General features: G+C 48.3%; 15 protein-coding genes. 11 read left to right on the top strand and 4 right to left on the bottom strand.

Annotated elements, in window-relative coordinates; translation table 11 throughout:
• Positions 1-377: UpxY family transcription antiterminator (locus QZ327_RS07525; RefSeq protein WP_294618447.1), on the bottom strand; the 377-nt coding region annotated here is incomplete at its 3' end.
• 769 nt (positions 378-1146) lie between these two features.
• On the opposite strand from QZ327_RS07525, the gene QZ327_RS07520 reads away from it, so the two are divergent.
• From QZ327_RS07520 to QZ327_RS07510, 3 genes are all read left to right on the top strand, one after another.
• Positions 1147-1326: a hypothetical protein gene (locus tag QZ327_RS07520; protein ID WP_294618445.1), complete on the top strand. Its 180-nt coding sequence runs from the start codon at positions 1147-1149 to the stop codon at positions 1324-1326.
• 248 nt (positions 1327-1574) lie between these two features.
• Entirely contained in the window at positions 1575-1919 is a 345-nt protein-coding gene (locus QZ327_RS07515; RefSeq protein ID WP_294618443.1) for an SH3 beta-barrel fold-containing protein, read from the top strand.
• Between the two features lie 49 nt (positions 1920-1968).
• Positions 1969-2748, top strand: coding sequence for a DUF4373 domain-containing protein (locus QZ327_RS07510; protein ID WP_294618441.1), 780 nt, complete (start codon positions 1969-1971; stop codon positions 2746-2748).
• Between the two features lie 115 nt (positions 2749-2863).
• Here the strand turns inward: QZ327_RS07510 and QZ327_RS07505 are convergent, their stop codons facing one another.
• On the bottom strand, positions 2864-3838 hold the full coding sequence (locus tag QZ327_RS07505) for a type I phosphomannose isomerase catalytic subunit (protein WP_294618439.1): 975 nt from the start codon (positions 3836-3838) through the stop codon (positions 2864-2866).
• Between the two features lie 193 nt (positions 3839-4031).
• On the opposite strand from QZ327_RS07505, the gene QZ327_RS07500 reads away from it, so the two are divergent.
• The 4 genes from QZ327_RS07500 to QZ327_RS07485 all read left to right on the top strand — a co-directional run bounded on the left by QZ327_RS07500 (position 4032) and on the right by QZ327_RS07485 (position 8967).
• The gene (locus QZ327_RS07500) at positions 4032-5129 is read left to right on the top strand and encodes an aldose epimerase family protein (RefSeq protein ID WP_294618448.1); all 1098 of its coding nucleotides are present in this window, start codon (positions 4032-4034) and stop codon (positions 5127-5129) included.
• Positions 5130-5177: 48 nt separating this feature from the next.
• A complete protein-coding gene (locus QZ327_RS07495) occupies positions 5178-6488 on the top strand; it encodes an MFS transporter (RefSeq protein ID WP_294618437.1) in 1311 nt (436 codons plus the stop codon).
• A gap of 44 nt (positions 6489-6532) precedes the next feature.
• The gene (gene galK / locus QZ327_RS07490) at positions 6533-7687 is read left to right on the top strand and encodes a galactokinase (RefSeq protein ID WP_294618435.1); all 1155 of its coding nucleotides are present in this window, start codon (positions 6533-6535) and stop codon (positions 7685-7687) included.
• 380 nt (positions 7688-8067) lie between these two features.
• Positions 8068-8967 carry an Abi family protein gene (locus QZ327_RS07485; RefSeq protein ID WP_294618434.1) on the top strand — a complete coding sequence of 300 codons (900 nt, stop codon included), beginning with the start codon at positions 8068-8070 and terminating at the stop codon, positions 8965-8967.
• 75 nt (positions 8968-9042) lie between these two features.
• On the opposite strand, the gene QZ327_RS07480 is transcribed toward QZ327_RS07485, so the two are convergent.
• A complete protein-coding gene (locus tag QZ327_RS07480; RefSeq protein WP_294618432.1) occupies positions 9043-9663 on the bottom strand; it encodes a trimeric intracellular cation channel family protein in 621 nt (206 codons plus the stop codon).
• 79 nt (positions 9664-9742) lie between these two features.
• Between QZ327_RS07480 and QZ327_RS07475 the strand changes: the two genes are divergently transcribed.
• The 4 genes from QZ327_RS07475 to QZ327_RS07460 all read left to right on the top strand — a co-directional run bounded on the left by QZ327_RS07475 (position 9743) and on the right by QZ327_RS07460 (position 16357).
• Positions 9743-10840, top strand: a complete 1098-nt coding sequence (locus QZ327_RS07475) for a UDP-N-acetyl glucosamine 2-epimerase (RefSeq protein WP_294618430.1) — start codon at positions 9743-9745, stop codon at positions 10838-10840.
• Between the two features lie 472 nt (positions 10841-11312).
• On the top strand, positions 11313-13898 hold the full coding sequence (locus tag QZ327_RS07470; protein ID WP_294618428.1) for a DUF5686 and carboxypeptidase-like regulatory domain-containing protein: 2586 nt from the start codon (positions 11313-11315) through the stop codon (positions 13896-13898).
• A 175-nt stretch (positions 13899-14073) separates the two neighbouring features.
• Complete coding sequence (locus QZ327_RS07465; RefSeq protein ID WP_294618426.1) at positions 14074-15339, top strand: replication-associated recombination protein A; 1266 nt, start codon at positions 14074-14076, stop codon at positions 15337-15339.
• Between the two features lie 61 nt (positions 15340-15400).
• A complete protein-coding gene (locus QZ327_RS07460; protein WP_294618425.1) occupies positions 15401-16357 on the top strand; it encodes a D-2-hydroxyacid dehydrogenase in 957 nt (318 codons plus the stop codon).
• A 28-nt stretch (positions 16358-16385) separates the two neighbouring features.
• Here the strand turns inward: QZ327_RS07460 and QZ327_RS07455 are convergent, their stop codons facing one another.
• Positions 16386-17354: a glycoside hydrolase family 43 protein gene (locus QZ327_RS07455; protein ID WP_294618423.1), complete on the bottom strand. Its 969-nt coding sequence runs from the start codon at positions 17352-17354 to the stop codon at positions 16386-16388.
• Positions 17355-17385 lie beyond the last annotated feature (31 nt).

Raw genomic sequence — 17385 nt, 5'->3', positions numbered from 1 at the left:
CCTTTGGACAGGTTCACCTCTTCGGGCTGGATGTAGAGAAGCTGGTCACTGTAACTGCCTGCCACAGCGATGAAGCGGCGCATGTCATTCTCAGGAACGATAATCTTCCGGCCGCTGCGGGTATCCGTGATGTATTGAAGATAAGCCGCCTTGGACTTGACACGCTGCAAATCCGAAGGACACGCACGCACAAATATCAGGTTGTGTATCACAGGAACCAGGACACGCACGCGCCTGCCTTTCCGGACGGTTATCTTATGCTGCATCGGGATGAAGCACTCCAGACCCTCCTTTTCGAGCAGGCGGGAGGCATCGGGCTCCCTGCGGTACGTGGCACGCATCGCATGCCATAATTCGGTCTCTTTCGCTGCTTCCATCATGGATGATTGTTCAGAAAAGGGTGTTCTCTTGGGGCTTTGAAACCCTCGCATACACTTGGATTTCAATCAGTTGCAGACACTTTATGTCGAATACGGCAAGCTGCGTGCCTTTCTTGCCCGGGAAATTTCCGTAATGATACACTATGGTACGGATAAAGCATTATAAACGAACGGGATAGTATGCAAATACTGTTTTTTAGACGTTCGTTTAATAAACGTCAAAATTATTCAATGCGAAAGGCGGGGATTTCAGATGAAACAAATAAACGCACTATTCCTATCAAGCAGAAACAGACGCCTGTTATACAGATATTTACCAACAAACTGAAATAGCAATAAAATATATTTTTATCGAACATTTTGCACATATCAAAAATAGCACGTATCTTTGTGCACATTAAACGAACGTTTAATAAACACCACCCTACCCCCATACAAACTTTTAATTATCTGTACCTTACAACGGTGCTTACACAAAAACAACAGCAGGGCGCTTGTATATTTCAGGCATTAACGTTAACTTCGTATTTCATGACATTTTGTCCAACAGTCAGGAATTGGCAAAAAACATTTGATATGACAAAAAGAACAAACAAGAAGACAGATAAAAAAAACTGTTGGCGTAAGTAACAGAAAGAGTAAAACAACTATCAGACAAAAGGTTAAAGGAAAGCAGGGACCGAAATCCGGGGAGAAAATCAGAGGGATTTTCGGGAAGCGCAGAGAGCTTGAAGAACTGCTGCTGAAGATATTTCTCAAAGGAGACATGGCAGTGGACCCGCAATACGGAACGGCAACCCTGTGCCGGTTCATAGCCGAATTGGGCATTCTCTATTCCAAAAGCGGGAAACCGCTATCACTCAACACTATAAAATGTGACATCAGCGAGATAAAGAAAGAAAACCTGTACAAAACTACCAAAAACAGACAACAGGGAAAAAAGTAATATAAAATAACAATAAACAGCCGATAAATAACGATGGACAATCTGTCATGAAAGGCTTTATCTTTGCATCACTTTAGCAAGGATCGAGCCGCACGAATAAGAGCCTGTTAAATTTTGCTTAAGACAATATTTAAACAGGCTTGATAAGGAAGATGTCGCTTTTTTCAGAAAAGACGACATCTTTTTTTATGCAGCCCACCGGCTAAACAGCGACATAACCTATTTATAAATCCATTAATCAACCGAAAATGAAAAAAGGAAAACACACCTCGCCTTACGAGGAAACAAGAAAACGATGGAAAATCCGCATCATGCTGGAAAAGAATTACACGGAAAACTGCGCCGCATGGATGGCGGAACGCATCGAAAAACTGATTGACCACATGCGATACGGGTGCGCACTCATTGCCTATCACCGGCAGGACGGGACATTCAGACTGGTCAGGGCTACCCTGATACCTTACAAAAACGCATTCGGAAAAGAGTATGACGCCGCAAGGGTAACCGGTACGGTTGCCTATTGGGACATCGAGCAGCAGGCATGGAGAACGTTCCTGATTGAAAATTTCCTGGAATGGAGACCGGTGGGGTAGGCAAAATTTGAATTTTGAATTAAAAATTGAGGACTGAAAAACAAAGATTATGGCAATGAATTATGGGGGAATCATGTATTTCCCGCTGAACGTGAATTTCTTTGACGACGCACCGATAGAACTGGTAGAAGCCAAATGCGGACTGGCAGGAATTACAGCCGTCATGAAACTGTTGTGCAAAATGTACAAGGAAAAAGGGTATTACCTGCTGTGGGACAAAGAGCAATGCACGCTCTTTGCCCACAAAGCGGGCATCGACGAGAAAAATATGGAAAAGATAATCGGCATCCTTATAGACAAGGGATTTTTCGACCGCAAATGTTACGAAGAGCACTACGTACTGACTTCCGCCACTATCCAAAAGGTGTGGCTGGAAGCCACCAAACGGAGAAAAAGAGACCTGAAAGCCTTACCCTACCTGCTGGAAAGCTGCATGCAAAACGAAGAAAACAACATACCGGACAAGGAATATGGCAGGCAGCCTGCAACCATTTCTTCGCAAAATGCAGACAATTACGAACAAAGTAAAGTAAAGCAAATAAAAGCAGAAACGGAAGAAGGAAGTTCCGGAGAGCATTCTCTTCTGCCTGTACCGGGATACGCCTACAACAAGCAAACACACAATTACGACGGACTGGTATTCACCTTGCGGCAAATGAAAATCACAAATCCCGAAGAGGTGAATGCCATCCTGCGCCTGTCCGACTATGGAAGACTGAAAGGCTACGTATGGCAAGTGATACACAACACGCGTTGGAGCGATATCATAGCCAAAGGGAAATACCTCATTGCGGCACTTGTGAAAGAGAAAAAGAAGAAAGAACAGTAGAAGAAAAAAATGAAGTTAACATCATGTTGCCAATGATGTTAACTTCATTAAGGCAACGATGTTAACCGGTTTCACACTACGCGGTTAACTTCATTGCAGCAATCATATTAACTTCCTATACGTAAGTCTCGAGCAGTTTCACCCTTCCGCCTTCCGGCACGATTGTCACTTCCTGCACAGCGGCGGGCAAAAGCACCGTTTCGCCGGCATGCAGGGTCACTTCATTCCGGGCGTCATCCGTCAGACGGCAGGCACCCTCCACGCAAACAAAGATCACGAACGAATCCAGTTCCGAATAATCGCAAGTAATCTCTTCCGTCATATCATATACGGAGGTGGTGAAATAAGGGCTTGCCAGCACTTCTACGGGCTCGTTCTCCGTGCGGTCGTATTCCGTACGGAAATCATCCTGCACATCAGAAAAGTTAATGGCATCCATAGCCTGGCCGATATGCAAGTCACGGGGTTTGCCGTCTTTGTCCTTACGGTTGTAATCGAAGATGCGGTAAGTGATGTCGGAAGTCTGCTGGATTTCCACCACAAACGCTCCGGCACCGATGCCGTGCACACGACCGGCAGGCACATAGAACACATCACCCGGCTCTACGGCAGAAGTCTGAAGAACCTCGGCAAACGTCCCGTTATACACCCTGTCCTTATATTCCCTCGGGGTTATCTCCTCGGCAAATCCGGTAATCAGTTTCGCGCCTTTGTCTGCGGCAACCACATACCACATCTCGTTTTTACCTAATTCGCCGTGACGTTTTTTGGCGAGCTCCTCACCCGGATGCACCTGGATGGACAAATCCAACCGGGCATCAATAAATTTCACCAATAACGGAAATTTATTTCCAAACCGGGCATAGTTCGCTTCGCCCACCAATTCGTCTTTATATTTACGGACCATTTCGGGCAAAGTATATCCTTTGTCCACGCCATTGGCTACTACGGATTCACTACCTTCTACCGCCGAAATTTCCCAACTCTCGCCTACATTCGGCAAGGATTCGCTCAAATGTTTGAATGGGATAATCTTGTCGCCCCCCCAAAGGGTTTGTTTCAGGATGGGCTCAAATTTTAGAGGATACATTCGTTGTTTTTAAAATTAGTACAATTCAATACTGTTTTAGATTATACGCGACAAACATACAAAAAATATCAATTTGTCTTCTGTTTGTTAAACGCTAAACTTTCATAAAATGTTCGCCACATTTCTCCTTAATCACTTGGGGGAACAAAAGAATTTCTCTTTATTTGCAAGAAAATTAAATAATACCATGAATATGACAGACACTACCGCAACAGAAAGAAATCTGTCCGGTCTGGACAGGAAAGACTTTCAAAAGAATATAAACAACAAGAGAACAGATTTATATATCCTCAGGAATGCGCTGGGCATGGAAGTGGCGGTGACCAACTACGGTTGCGCCATTCTTTCGATTATGGTGCCCGACAAGAACGGCAACTACGCCAATGTCGTTTTAGGGCACGACAGCATAGAGCATGTAATCAACAGCCCCGAGCCATTTTTAAGCACCACAATAGGCCGTTACGGCAACCGGATTGCCAACGGGAAATTCACGTTGTACGGCGAGGAACACTCATTGGCAGTCAACAATGGTCCCAACTCGCTGCACGGCGGTCCGACCGGTTTCCATGCCCGTGTATGGGATGCGGTGCAGCCCAATGAGTCGACCGTCATTTTCAACTACACATCCCCCGACGGCGAAGAGGGCTTTCCCGGCACATTAGAGGTGGAAATGACGTACCGCCTGGAAGACGAGACGAACGCCCTGGTTATAGAATACCGCGCCACTACCGACAAAGCCACTGTTGTAAACCTCACCAATCACGGTTTCTTCAACCTGGCAGGCATTTCAACCCCTACGCCTACCGTTCTGGACAATATCCTTACCATCAATGCCGACTACTATGTTCCCATCGACGAAGTGTCCATTCCTACCGGAGAAATCCTGAAAGTGGAAGGCACGCCGATGGATTTCCGTACTCCCCACACCATCGGCGAGCGTATCGACGACAAGTTCCGGCAATTGGTAAACGGCACCGGATACGACCACTGCTATGTACTGAACAAAACGGAAAGCGGTGAACTGAGCCTTGCCGCCACCTGCACGGAACCCGTAAGCGGACGTACGATGGAAGTATATACCACCGAAAACGGCGTGCAACTCTATACGGGCAACTGGCTGAGCGGGTTTGCCGGTGCCCATGGCGCCACTTTCCCCGCAAGAAGCGCCGTATGCTTCGAAGCGCAATGTTTCCCCGACACTCCCAACAAGGCGCATTTCCCGTCGGCGGTATTGCTTCCGGGAGACGAATACCAGCAAATCACCATCTATAAGTTCGGTGTACAGGAATAAATGAACTAACTAACCTAATTTATAAACTTAATAACTTTAAACAAAATCATGACACAAGAAAAACAAAACGGTAAACTCATTGCCATCATCACGATGATTTTCCTTTTTGGAATGATCTCATTCGTTACCAATCTCGCAGCTCCTATGGGAATTGTGCTTAAGAACCAGTTCTCCGTATCCAATGCCTTAGGAATGCTGGGTAACTTCGGCAACTTCATCGCTTATGCGGTAATGGGAATACCAAGCGGCATTTTATTACAGAAAGTAGGATATAAAAAGACAGCGCTTATCGCAGTGGCTATCGGCTTCATAGGTGTGGGCATCCAATTCCTGTCCGGACACTCCAGTCCTGAAATGGCATTCGCCGTTTATCTGATCGGTGCATTCATCGCAGGTTTCTCCATGTGTTTGCTGAACACGGTTGTAAACCCGATGTTGAACAAACTGGGCGGTGAAGGCAACAAAGGCAACCAGCTTATCCAGATTGGCGGCTCGTTCAACTCCGTAATGGCAACCATCACACCGATGTTCGTGGGTATCCTCATCGCGGGCTCCATCGAGAAAGCTACCATTTCCCAGATATTCCCCGTAATGTACACGGCAATGGCGGTATTCGCACTTGCATTTCTTGTACTGCTGTTCGTCCCGATACCGGAACCCAACGCAGCTACCACTACAGAACCTATCGGCAAGCTGATGTCCGGCGCGCTGAAGTTCCGCCACTTCATCCTGGGAGCCATCGCCATATTCGTATATGTAGGTATTGAGGTAGGTGTGCCGGGCACATTGAACCTGTTTCTCACCGACCCGATAGAAAAAGGCGGTGCAGGCATCGCATCTACCATTTCCGGATTTGTAGTAGGTACTTACTGGTTCCTGATGTTGATAGGCCGTTTGGCAGGCGCATCATTGGGTGCCAAGATTTCCAGCAAGGCAATGCTTACCTTCACTTCCGCTTTAGGTTTGCTTTTGGTATTCCTCGCCATCTTCTCGTCCACCCAGACGCTTGTAGACATACCGGTGCTTCAACAAAGCGCTACCGGAGGCCTCTCTTTCGGACTTGCAAAGGTTCCCGTCAACGCCATGTACCTGGTATTGGTAGGTTTGTGCACTTCCATCATGTGGGGCGGCATCTTCAACCTGGCAGTAGAGGGCTTGGGCAAATACCTGGCAGCCGCTTCCGGACTGTTCATGGTTTTGGTTTGCGGCGGTGGCATCCTGCCCGTAATCCAGGGTCTGGTTGCCGACATTGCAGGCTTCATGCCAAGCTACTGGGTAATCATCGCAGCCCTTGCATATCTGCTGTTCTACGGACTGATAGGTTGCAAGAATGTGAACAAAGACATTAAAGTTGATTGATAATATACAGGTAATCAGATTTATTCACCTTAAAAAACAATATCATGGATATAGAATACGTAAGAAGCCGTTTCATCAAGCATTTTGACGGAACAACAGGAGCTGTTTATGCTTCTCCGGGTCGCATCAATTTAATCGGCGAGCATACCGACTACAACGGTGGTTTTGTATTCCCCGGAGCAATCGACAAAGGTATGATTGCGGAAATCAAGCCCAACGGCACAGACACAGTGAAGGCTTATTCCATCGACTTGAAAGACTATGTGGAATTCGGCCTGAACGAGGAGGATGCTCCCCGCGCCAGCTGGGCAAGATATATTTTCGGCGTATGCCGCGAAATGATTAAGCGCGGCGTGGAAGTAAAAGGTTTCAATACCGCTTTCGCAGGCGATGTGCCTTTGGGCGCGGGCATGTCCTCTTCCGCCGCATTGGAAAGCACATACGCATACGCATTGAACGACCTCTTCGGCGACAACAAGATAGACAAGTTCGAATTGGCAAAGATAGGCCAGGCAACGGAGCATAACTACTGTGGCGTCAACTGCGGTATCATGGACCAGTTTGCTTCCGTATTCGGCAAAAAAGGCAGCCTTATCCGTCTGGACTGCCGCTCGTTGGAATATCAATACTTCCCGTTCGACCCGAAAGGTTACCGTCTGGTATTGGTAGACTCCGTAGTAAAGCACGAACTTGCTTCTTCCGCCTACAACAAACGCCGCCAAAGTTGCGAAGCCGTTGTAGCGGCTATCCAGAAGAAGCACCCGCATGTAGAGTTCCTGCGCGACTGCAACATGGAAATGCTTGAAGAAGCCAAGGCTGAAATCAGTGCGGAAGACTACATGCGTGCGGAATATGTGATTGGAGAAATCCAACGCGTGCTTGATGTGTGCGACGCTTTGGGCAAAGGCGACTATGAAACGGTGGGTCAGAAGATGTACGAAACGCACCACGGCATGAGCAAACTGTATGAGGTAAGCTGCGAAGAGCTCGACTTCCTTAACGACCTTGCTTTTGATTGCGGCGTAACCGGCTCGCGCGTCATGGGTGGCGGCTTCGGCGGCTGTACCATCAACCTCGTCAAAGAGGAATTATACAACACGTTTATCGAAAAAGCCAAAGAAGAATTTACAGCCAAATTCAACAGAAGCCCGAAGATTTACGATGTTGTAATCAGCGACGGGGCACGCAGACTGGAGTAATAGAGATGTAAAATAAATACGAACAGTATTGCAAGTTAGAACAAAGCGTAACGAATCGTTTGAAACAACGTTCGTTACGCTTTGTTTATGAAACGGAGATAACATGAATTATCTTATAACCTACTCAAAGAACAAATACCGACCGAGCCGATAGCATCGCTATACATCAACAGAGCTATCAGCTTCTAACTCCGGGTCCGAAGAACGATAACTCCTTCTAACTCCCTTTAACGACTCCTATAAATAAAAAGCCGTGCGTACAGTTGAAAAAACAGTAGAGAAAATTTGGCAGGCAGAATATTTTTTTCTATCTTTGTATTACGAGAACCCCCAAGCCTCTTAACAATGCTCAAATCGGGGGTCGTTTTATTTTTATACCTATGGTAATAAATTTCCCTAAACTGTATAATACCCCGGAGACTATAGTTTCATTACTTTCCGAAAGGGGGCTTGCCATCAATGACAGGCAAGCGGCGTGCCTATACATACGTAATATAGGTTACTATCGGTTAAGCGCATACCTTTATCCTTTCCTCGCACTTCCCAAAGAACAGCAGTCTTTTAAATCGGGAAGTGACTTTGAAACAGCTATAAAACTCTACCGATTTGATAAGAAGCTCCGTATATTCCTTTTCAACGAAATAGAAAAGATAGAAATCTCTCTACGTAGCACTTTGGCAAACACCGTAGCTGAAGAAACAGGAAATATCTTCTGGATGACTGACAGTTCCATATTCGCCAACTCAGCCAAATTCAACAGGACAATGGATTTGATTGACCGAGAGCTTAATAACTCAAAGGAGGATTTCATACTACATTTCAAACATAAATACAGCAATGATTATCCTCCCGCATGGATGCTTATTGAGATACTACCTTTGGGAGTAGTGACACGTATCTATGAAAACATCAAATCCAATTCTTTAAAAAAGAAGATTGCATCGCGTTACGACCTACCCATACCCGTTTTTACTTCATGGCTAACAGTCATAACCCTTACAAGAAATTCCTGTTGTCATCATTCGAGGGTGTGGAACAGGCAATACGCCATTAATCCGATGGTCGCACGGAAGATGAGACGTCCTTGGATAAGCAATGCTATCCCACCTCACAGAACCTTTTATGAAGTCTGCATAATCAAATGGTTCATTGATATCATATCACCTGAAAATGACATGAAATCGCATTTCCAAAAGTTGTTGGAACAATACCCGAATGTTGATGGTAAGGCAATGGGAATTCCCCTAAATTGGCAGAATGAACCTTTGTGGAAAATATAATGTCTGTTGATGCTAAAAACCACATCCCCTTTTGCAAATATCGGAAACTAACGGAAAAACCGGTTCTCCGTCTCCTTACTCTTCCTCACCATTGCCCGACAGTATGGGCAGGCAAATCTTATATTTCACAGCCAGGATACGGGTAATGAACACGGCACCTCCGCCTATCAGCTGACAACCGTAAGAGTGCATGCCGGCAAGATCGCAAAGCCAATAAATGGTGCCGCCCACCACACACGCCATCGCATAAATCTCCTTGCGGAATATAAGCGGTATCTCATTGATAAAGACATCACGTATCACACCGCCTGCCGCTCCGGTAATACTGCCCATGATAATCGCCACCCAAAAAGGATAGCCCGATGCAAGGCTCTTGCCCACACCCACTACCGTAAACAGCGCCAACCCCACCGTGTCGAATATGAAGAACGTATTGTGCAGGTGGATAAGATGTTTCCCGAAGAAAATGACCCATAGCAAGGCCAGTCCGGTACATATCAGGTAGATAGGGTCGACCATCCAGCCGGGAGGCACATCCAGCAACAGGTCGCGTATCGTACCGCCACCGATGGCAGTCACGAAACCTACCACGTAGGCACCGAACCAGTCGAAACGTTTCGCCGAAGCCAGCCGTATGCCGCTGATGGCGAAGGCAAATGTACCGATGAAATCGAGTATTTGAACAAATGTAGGCATGAGAAGCGTTCTTTTTCCGCAAAGTAACAAATAATTTCCCTAAGAAAGTGTATTTTTGTCTCATCAATTTATATCGGCAATGAAAATAACCATCGTATCGGGCGCACGTCCCAATTTTATGAAGATTGCTCCCCTCTGCCGCGCCATAGACGCAGCCAGAGAGACCGGTAAGAACATTTCCTACCGTATAGTATATACCGGTCCCCGGGACGACACTACTTTGGATGCCTCGCTCTTCTCCGACCTTGCCATGCGCAAGCCCGACGCTTACCTGGGCATCAGCGGACGCGACCACTCCCAAGTTGCCGCCGCCATCATGCTGGCTTTCGAACAGGAACTCAACGAGCATCCCGCCCAAGTGGTATTGGTGGTAGACGACATGACCGCCACCATGAGTTGTGCCATCGTAGCCAAGAAACGCGGACTGAAAGTGGCGCACGTCATAGCCGGCACGCGTTCGTTCGACATGAACATGCCGCGTGAGGTGAACCGTACGATTGTAGACGCCATTTCCGACTATCTTTTCACTGCCGGAATGATTGCCAACCGTAACCTCAACCAGGAGGGAATGATACCGGAATATATCCACTATGTAGGTAATATCCTCATCGATACCATCCGCTACAACCGCCACCGGCTGGTGCAACCGCTCTGGTTCTCCAGCCTCGGGTTGCGCAAGGGCAACTATATCCTGCTCACCCTGAACCGCCACGACCTGCTGGAAAAAAAAGCCGTGCTCGGTTCACTGATGCAGACGCTGGTGGAGAAAGCAGGCGATATGCCTATCGTGGCTCCCATACATCCCTATGTGGAACGGGCCGTGAAGTCATTGGGACTGGACATGCCCCACCTGCACATCCTGCCGCCGCAAAGCTATCTGCACTTCGGTTTCCTCATCAACCAGGCTAAAGGCATCGTGACCGACTCGGGCAATATAGCCGAAGAGGCGACTTTCCTTGATGTGCCTTGCATCACGCTCAACACTTATGCCGAGCATCCCGAAACTTGGCGCATCGGCACCAACGAACTTGTCGGAGAAAACTCTTTCGCCCTTTCTGCCGCCCTTGACAAACTGCTGCATGGCGAATGGAAGCACACCACCCTGCCCGACCGATGGGACGGAAGGACGGCGGAGCGCATCGTACAGACGTTGATAACATCGGAGACAAATATTTAGGCATTTCAAATCAGTCTATATTATTGAATATCAACAGAGCTATCGGCTTTCAACTCCTCTGTCCGAAAGGCGGTAGCTCCTTTTAATTCCCGATGACTTCTCCAAATGAAAAAGCCGTGGCACTGACAAAATAATCAATCATCAAGAGCCTGTCTGAATTTCGTTCTGCATTATTTTGAGAGTTCTTTCCGAGGATGTCTTTCTGCTTTTACAAAGAACATAGCGGACTATGTGACGAATAAAAAGAGGAAAACAGCCCGGAAAAAGGCTTGGAAAGCAACCGAAGAAAAACTTTTTGAAGAAAATTTAAACAGGCTCTGACATTTGACAAGCAACAACCAACTTTAAGGATGTTTTTCTGTTATTATAAAAGAGCATAGGGGGACTCTTAAACATCCCTCTCATTCTTTAAAATATATTGGCTTCTTGATTAACAGTAAATTGCTAACTTTGCAAATTGATTATGAAACGTATGAAACGACTATATAGCTTCTCCCTGATTCTCTTGCTTCTACTATTCGTCTCTGCAGGCGCATCGGCACAGATAAAAGGGGTCATTACCGACTCTCTCACCAACGAACCGCTGATGTATATCACCGTGCAATATGAGGGGAAAGGTGTGGGCGGCATTTCAAATGCCAACGGGGAATACCAGGTAGAAACGCGCAAGGGTTGGGATGAACTGACATTCTCCGCCATAGGCTATATCACCAAGAAAGTGAAATTCGCCCCCGGCACGAAAGTGCTCGACGTAAAGCTGGCACCTGCCGACGTGATGCTGTCTGAAGTGGTGGTAAAACCCAAGAAAGAGAAATACTCGCGCAAGAACAACCCCGCCGTAGAGTTCATGAAGAAAGTCATCGAGCACAAGAAAGCCTTGAAACTCGAAGAGAACGACTACTACCAGTATCAGAAGTACGAGAAGATGAAGATGTCCATCAACGATGTCACACCCGAGAAAATGGAGAAAGGCATCTATAAGAAATTCTCTTTCTTCAAAGACCAGGTGGAGGTGTCGCCCAAGACCAACAAGATGATTCTGCCTATCTCCATCAAGGAGACGGCATCAAAGACCATCTACCGCAAGAGTCCCAAAAGCGAGAAAACCATTATCGAAGGCATGAACTCCAACGGCATCGAGGAGTTCTTCAATACGGGCGATATGCTGGGCACCATCCTTACCGATGTATTCTCCGATGTCAACATCTACGACGATGATATCCGCCTGTTGCAACGCCGTTTTGTCAGCCCTATCGGGCGCGGAGCCATCAGTTTCTATAAGTTCTACCTTATGGATACGCTTACGGTGGACAAGCAGGAGTGTGTGCACCTCACTTTCGTGCCCCAAAACTCGCAGGACTTCGGCTTTACCGGGCATCTGTACGTGGTGAAGGACTCCACCTATGCCGTAAAGAAAGCCGTGATGAACCTGCCCAAGAAGACGGGTGTCAACTTTGTGGGGAACCTCGACATCGTGCAGCAATTCGAACAGCTGCCCGACAGCAACTGGGTGCTCACCGATGATGACATGACCGTGGAACTTGCCCTGATGAAAGGAATACAAGGCATGGAAGTGCAACGCACCACCAAATACAGCGATTACCGGTTTGACGAGATAGAGCCCCGCCTTTTCCGCCTGAAAGGGAGTGTCATCAAAGAGGCCAACATGCTTGCCAAAAGCGATGAATATTGGGCGAAGGTACGCCAAGTGCCGCTCACCAAGAAGGAAAGTTCCATGGATGTGTTCATGAACCGCATCGAGCAGATACCGGGTTTCAAGTACCTCATATTCGGTGCGAAGGCACTGATAGAGAACTTTGTGGAAACGGGCAGCAAGAAACACCCCAGCAAGTTCGACCTCGGTCCTATCAACACCATGATTACCAGCAACTACGTGAACGGTACCCGTTTCCGCCTGAGCGGAATGACCACCGGCAACCTGCATCCGCACTGGAGCTTCAGCGGATACGGAGCCTACGGCACACGCGACAAGAAATGGTTCTACTCCGGAGAAGCCGCCTACTCTTTCAACAAGCGCGAATATGTCCTTTGGGAATTTCCCAAGCACTACCTCGCTTTTCGGTATACGTACGATGTGATGTCTCCTATGGACAAATATCTGGCAACGGACAAGGACAACATGTTCGTAGGCTGGAAATGGACTACCGTAGACCAGATGTCGTACATGCGCGACGCTACCCTGACCTACGAACTGGAGACCAATGCAGGCTTCTCCGTCAAGGCAATGGCACGCCACCGCAACGACCAGCCTGCCGGCATGCTGCAATATTGGAGAAACAACGGTAGTACCCCGGGCAAATGGGACGAAAAGAATACCTTGGTGCACGACATTACCACTACCGAGCTGGGAGTGACACTGCGATACTCCCCCGGTGAAACGTTTGTCAACACCAAGCAACGCCGTGTGCCCGTATCGCTGGATGCCCCCACCTTCACCCTCTCACACACCATGGGCATGAAAGGCGTGCTGGGCGGCGAATACAACTTCAACCTTACGGAAGCCGGTATCCGCAAGCGTTTCTGGTTCGGTTCATGGGGCAAGTTAGACGTCACCGCCCGCGCCGGCGCGCAATGGAACACCGTTCCGTTCCCGCTGCTGAACCTGCCGATGGCTAATCTGTCGTACATCACGCAGAACAACGAATCGTTCAGCCTCATCAACAACATGGAGTTCCTGAACGACCGTTACGCTTCACTCGCCCTGAGTTATGACATGAACGGGAAGCTGTTCAACCGTATACCCCTTATCAAAAAGCTGAAGTGGAGAGAAATGTTCCGCATCCGAGGCATGTGGGGTACCCTGACGGACAAGAACAACCCGTACAAAAGCAGTAACCCCGACCTGTTCCTCTTCCCCATGCGCGACGGTATGCCCACCAGCCACGTCATGGGACACACTCCCTACATTGAAGCCAGCGTAGGCATCTACAATATTTTCAAACTGTTGCACATAGAATATGTGCGCCGCCTTACTTATACCGATATACCGGGAGTGAAAAAGGGGGGGGTACGGTTTATGATATTGATGATTTTTTAAATTTCAGGGATTTCAGGGATTTCAGATTTTAGATTTTAAATTTCAGATTTTCCGTACAACAGGAAAAAATTATAAATCTGTGAAGTCTAAAATCCGTGAAATCTGAAATTTAAAATCTAAAATCTGAAATCTGAAGTCTAAAATTTAAAATCTAAAATCTAAAATCATAAATCCCATGTTTCCTTTAGCTGAACGGCTCCGGCCGAAGACATTAGACGAATACATCGGTCAGAAACACTTGGTAGGACCGGGTGCCGTGCTGCGCAAGATGATTGACGCAGGGCGTATCTCCTCGTTCATCCTGTGGGGACCGCCGGGAGTGGGCAAGACAACGCTTGCACAGATTATTGCCAATAAACTGGAGACGCCGTTTTACACCCTCAGTGCCGTAAGCAGCGGGGTGAAGGATGTGCGCGACGTGATAGACCGTGCCAAAAGCAACCGCTTCTTCTCGCAGGCAAGCCCGGTACTGTTCATCGATGAAATCCACCGTTTCAGCAAGTCGCAGCAAGACTCGCTGCTCGGTGCCGTGGAACAAGGCACGGTGACGCTGATAGGCGCCACTACCGAGAACCCGTCGTTCGAAGTAATCCGTCCGCTATTGTCCCGTTGCCAGCTCTACGTACTGAAATCGTTAGAAAAAGACGACTTGCTGGAACTTCTCCAACGTGCCGTAACCACGGACGTGCAACTGAAAGAGCGGCAGATAGAACTTAAAGAGACCACTGCCATGCTACGCTACAGCGGGGGGGATGCCCGTAAGTTGCTCAATATCCTCGATCTCGTTGTGCAGTCCGAAGCCCAAGACCCCGTAGTCATCACCGATGAAATGGTGACCGAACGTCTCCAGCAAAATCCCCTTGCCTACGACAAAGACGGGGAGATGCACTACGACATTATCTCCGCTTTCATCAAGTCTATCCGTGGCAGCGATCCCGACGGAGCCATCTACTGGCTGGCACGCATGGTAGAAGGCGGCGAAGACCCTGCTTTCATAGCCCGCCGGCTCGTTATCTCGGCTTCCGAGGACATCGGGCTGGCAAATCCCAATGCCCTGCTGCTTGCCAACGCCTGTTTCGATACGATAATGAAAGTGGGGTGGCCCGAAGGACGTATCCCGCTGGCAGAGACTACCATCTATCTTGCCACCAGTCCCAAGAGCAACTCCGCCTACATGGCTATTAACGATGCCCTTGAACTGGTGCGGCAGACAGGTAACTTGCCTGTCCCCCTGCACTTGCGCAACGCTCCCACCAAACTGATGAAACAGCTTGGCTACGGCGACAATTACAAATACGCCCACAACTATCCCGGCAATTTCGTCCGCCAGCAGTTCATGCCCGATGACCTGAAAGACCGCCGTATCTGGCAACCGCAAGACAACGCTGCCGAACAGAAACACAAGGAGAGGATGGAAAGGTTGTGGGGGAGGGAGTTTTGAATTTTAAATTATAAATTTTGAATTTTGAATGAGGGATGTTTAACCGTTTATAATTAATCTCATGAATATTGTAGTATTAGACGGCTATGCCGCCAATCCCGGAGACCTTTCTTGGGACGGACTGAAAAGTTTGGGAGAATGTATCGTTTACGACCGTACCGCTCCCGCTGAAGTATTGGAACGTGCTGCCGGAGCAGACATTCTGCTGACCAACAAAGTTGTGCTCGATGCGGAAACCATAGCAGCACTGCCACAGTTGAAATATATCGGCGTGCTTGCCACCGGATATAATATTGTCGATACCTCCGCTGCCAAGGAACGCGGCATCATCGTCACCAATATTCCGGCATACAGCACACCATCCGTTGCGCAAATGGTTTTTGCACACATTCTCAATATCGCCCAGCAGGTGCAGCACTACACCGACGAAGCGCGCAGAGGCCGTTGGAGCAACAGCCCCGACTTCTGTTTCTGGGACAATCCGCTTATCGAGTTGCACGGCAAGAAAATCGGTATCATCGGTCTCGGACAAACCGGCTACGCCACCGCCCGCATCGCCATCGGCTTCGGCATGGAAGTGCATGCGTACACATCCAAATCGCCTTTCCAACTTCCTCCCGAAATCAAAAAGACGGAGCTTGACGAACTTTTCCGCCAATGCGACATCATCAGCTTGCACTGTCCCCTCACCGACTCCACCCGCGAACTGGTCAACGCCGCCCGTTTAAGGCAGATGAAACCCGGTGCCATCCTCATCAACACCGGCCGCGGTCCGCTCGTCAACGAACAGGACCTTGCCGATGCCTTGAACAACGGTACTATTTTTGCTGCCGGACTGGATGTCCTTTCGCAAGAGCCGCCCCGTGCCGACAATCCGCTGCTTACCGCCCGAAACTGCTACATCACCCCGCACATCGCCTGGGCAAGTGCCGCCGCACGCAAACGCCTCATGCAAATCATGCTGGAGAATGTAAAAGCGTTTTTGGACGGAAAGCCGATTAATCCGGTTGTAAAATAATGGAAAAAATCTTTCACTATAACACCGCTCAATATATCCCTTCCGACGTCATCTGTATACGCTTCATCGTCCCGTCCCGATTATAAGACAGACGTTCGATACAGATTGAGCGGCGGAAGCTTCCGCCGGATGTATTGATGCCGCCGTTGTGATAGATGAAATACCAGTCGCCTTTGAACTCGATGATAGCCTGATGGTTGGTATTGCAGTTTCCTGCCAATTCATTCAGAATGCCTTTGTACTCCCACGGTCCCGTTATGCTGCGGCTCATGGCGTAGCATATCTTCTCGGGAAATTCGGACGCATAAGAAAGGTAATACCAGTCGCCACGCTTGTGAATCCAGGGAGCTTCCGTATAACGGGGAAGGTCGATAGGAATAATCGGACCGTCCAGTTCGATCATATTCTTTTTCAGTTTGGCAAAATAGCACTGGCTGTTTCCCCAAAACAGATAAGCCTGCCCGTCATCATCGATAATGACGGTGGGGTCTATGTCGTCCCAATAACTCTTGCTCCGCTCGGTCGTCATATCGTTGGTGACAAGGGCGGAACCGCGTGCGTCGACAAACGGACCTATCGGTGAGTCGGATACCGCCACCCCGATAGACTTGCCGGGAACGGTTTTATGCTCTACCGTCACATACCAATAAAACTTACCGTCACGCTCTATGACCTGGCTTGCCCATGCCTCACCTTTCGCCCAAGAAAAATCCTGAGCCTTTAAGGGCACGGGATGTTCCGTCCAGGTCTTGAGGTCCGGAGAGGAAAAAACGCACCACTCTTTCAGGTCGTAGTGTTCTGCGGGCGGCGGACATTCGTCGTGACCGCCGTAAATATATACCTTCCCGTCGTGCACCATTGCCGCCGGGTCTGCAATGTACTTATGCCTTACTATCGGATTTCCCGTAGCCACAAAAGTGGTGTCGCTTTGTGCCGACAGCCCTTGCGGGACTGCCAGCATCAAAGAACTAACCCAAAATACAAACCAGTTATTCATTGTTTTCGATAAATAAGTACTTAAAATAGGA

It is taken from the genome of uncultured Bacteroides sp. (assembly GCF_910578895.1).
In the GTDB taxonomy this organism is placed as follows: domain Bacteria; phylum Bacteroidota; class Bacteroidia; order Bacteroidales; family Bacteroidaceae; genus Bacteroides.
This window is presented reverse-complemented; position numbering and strand designations above follow the sequence as displayed.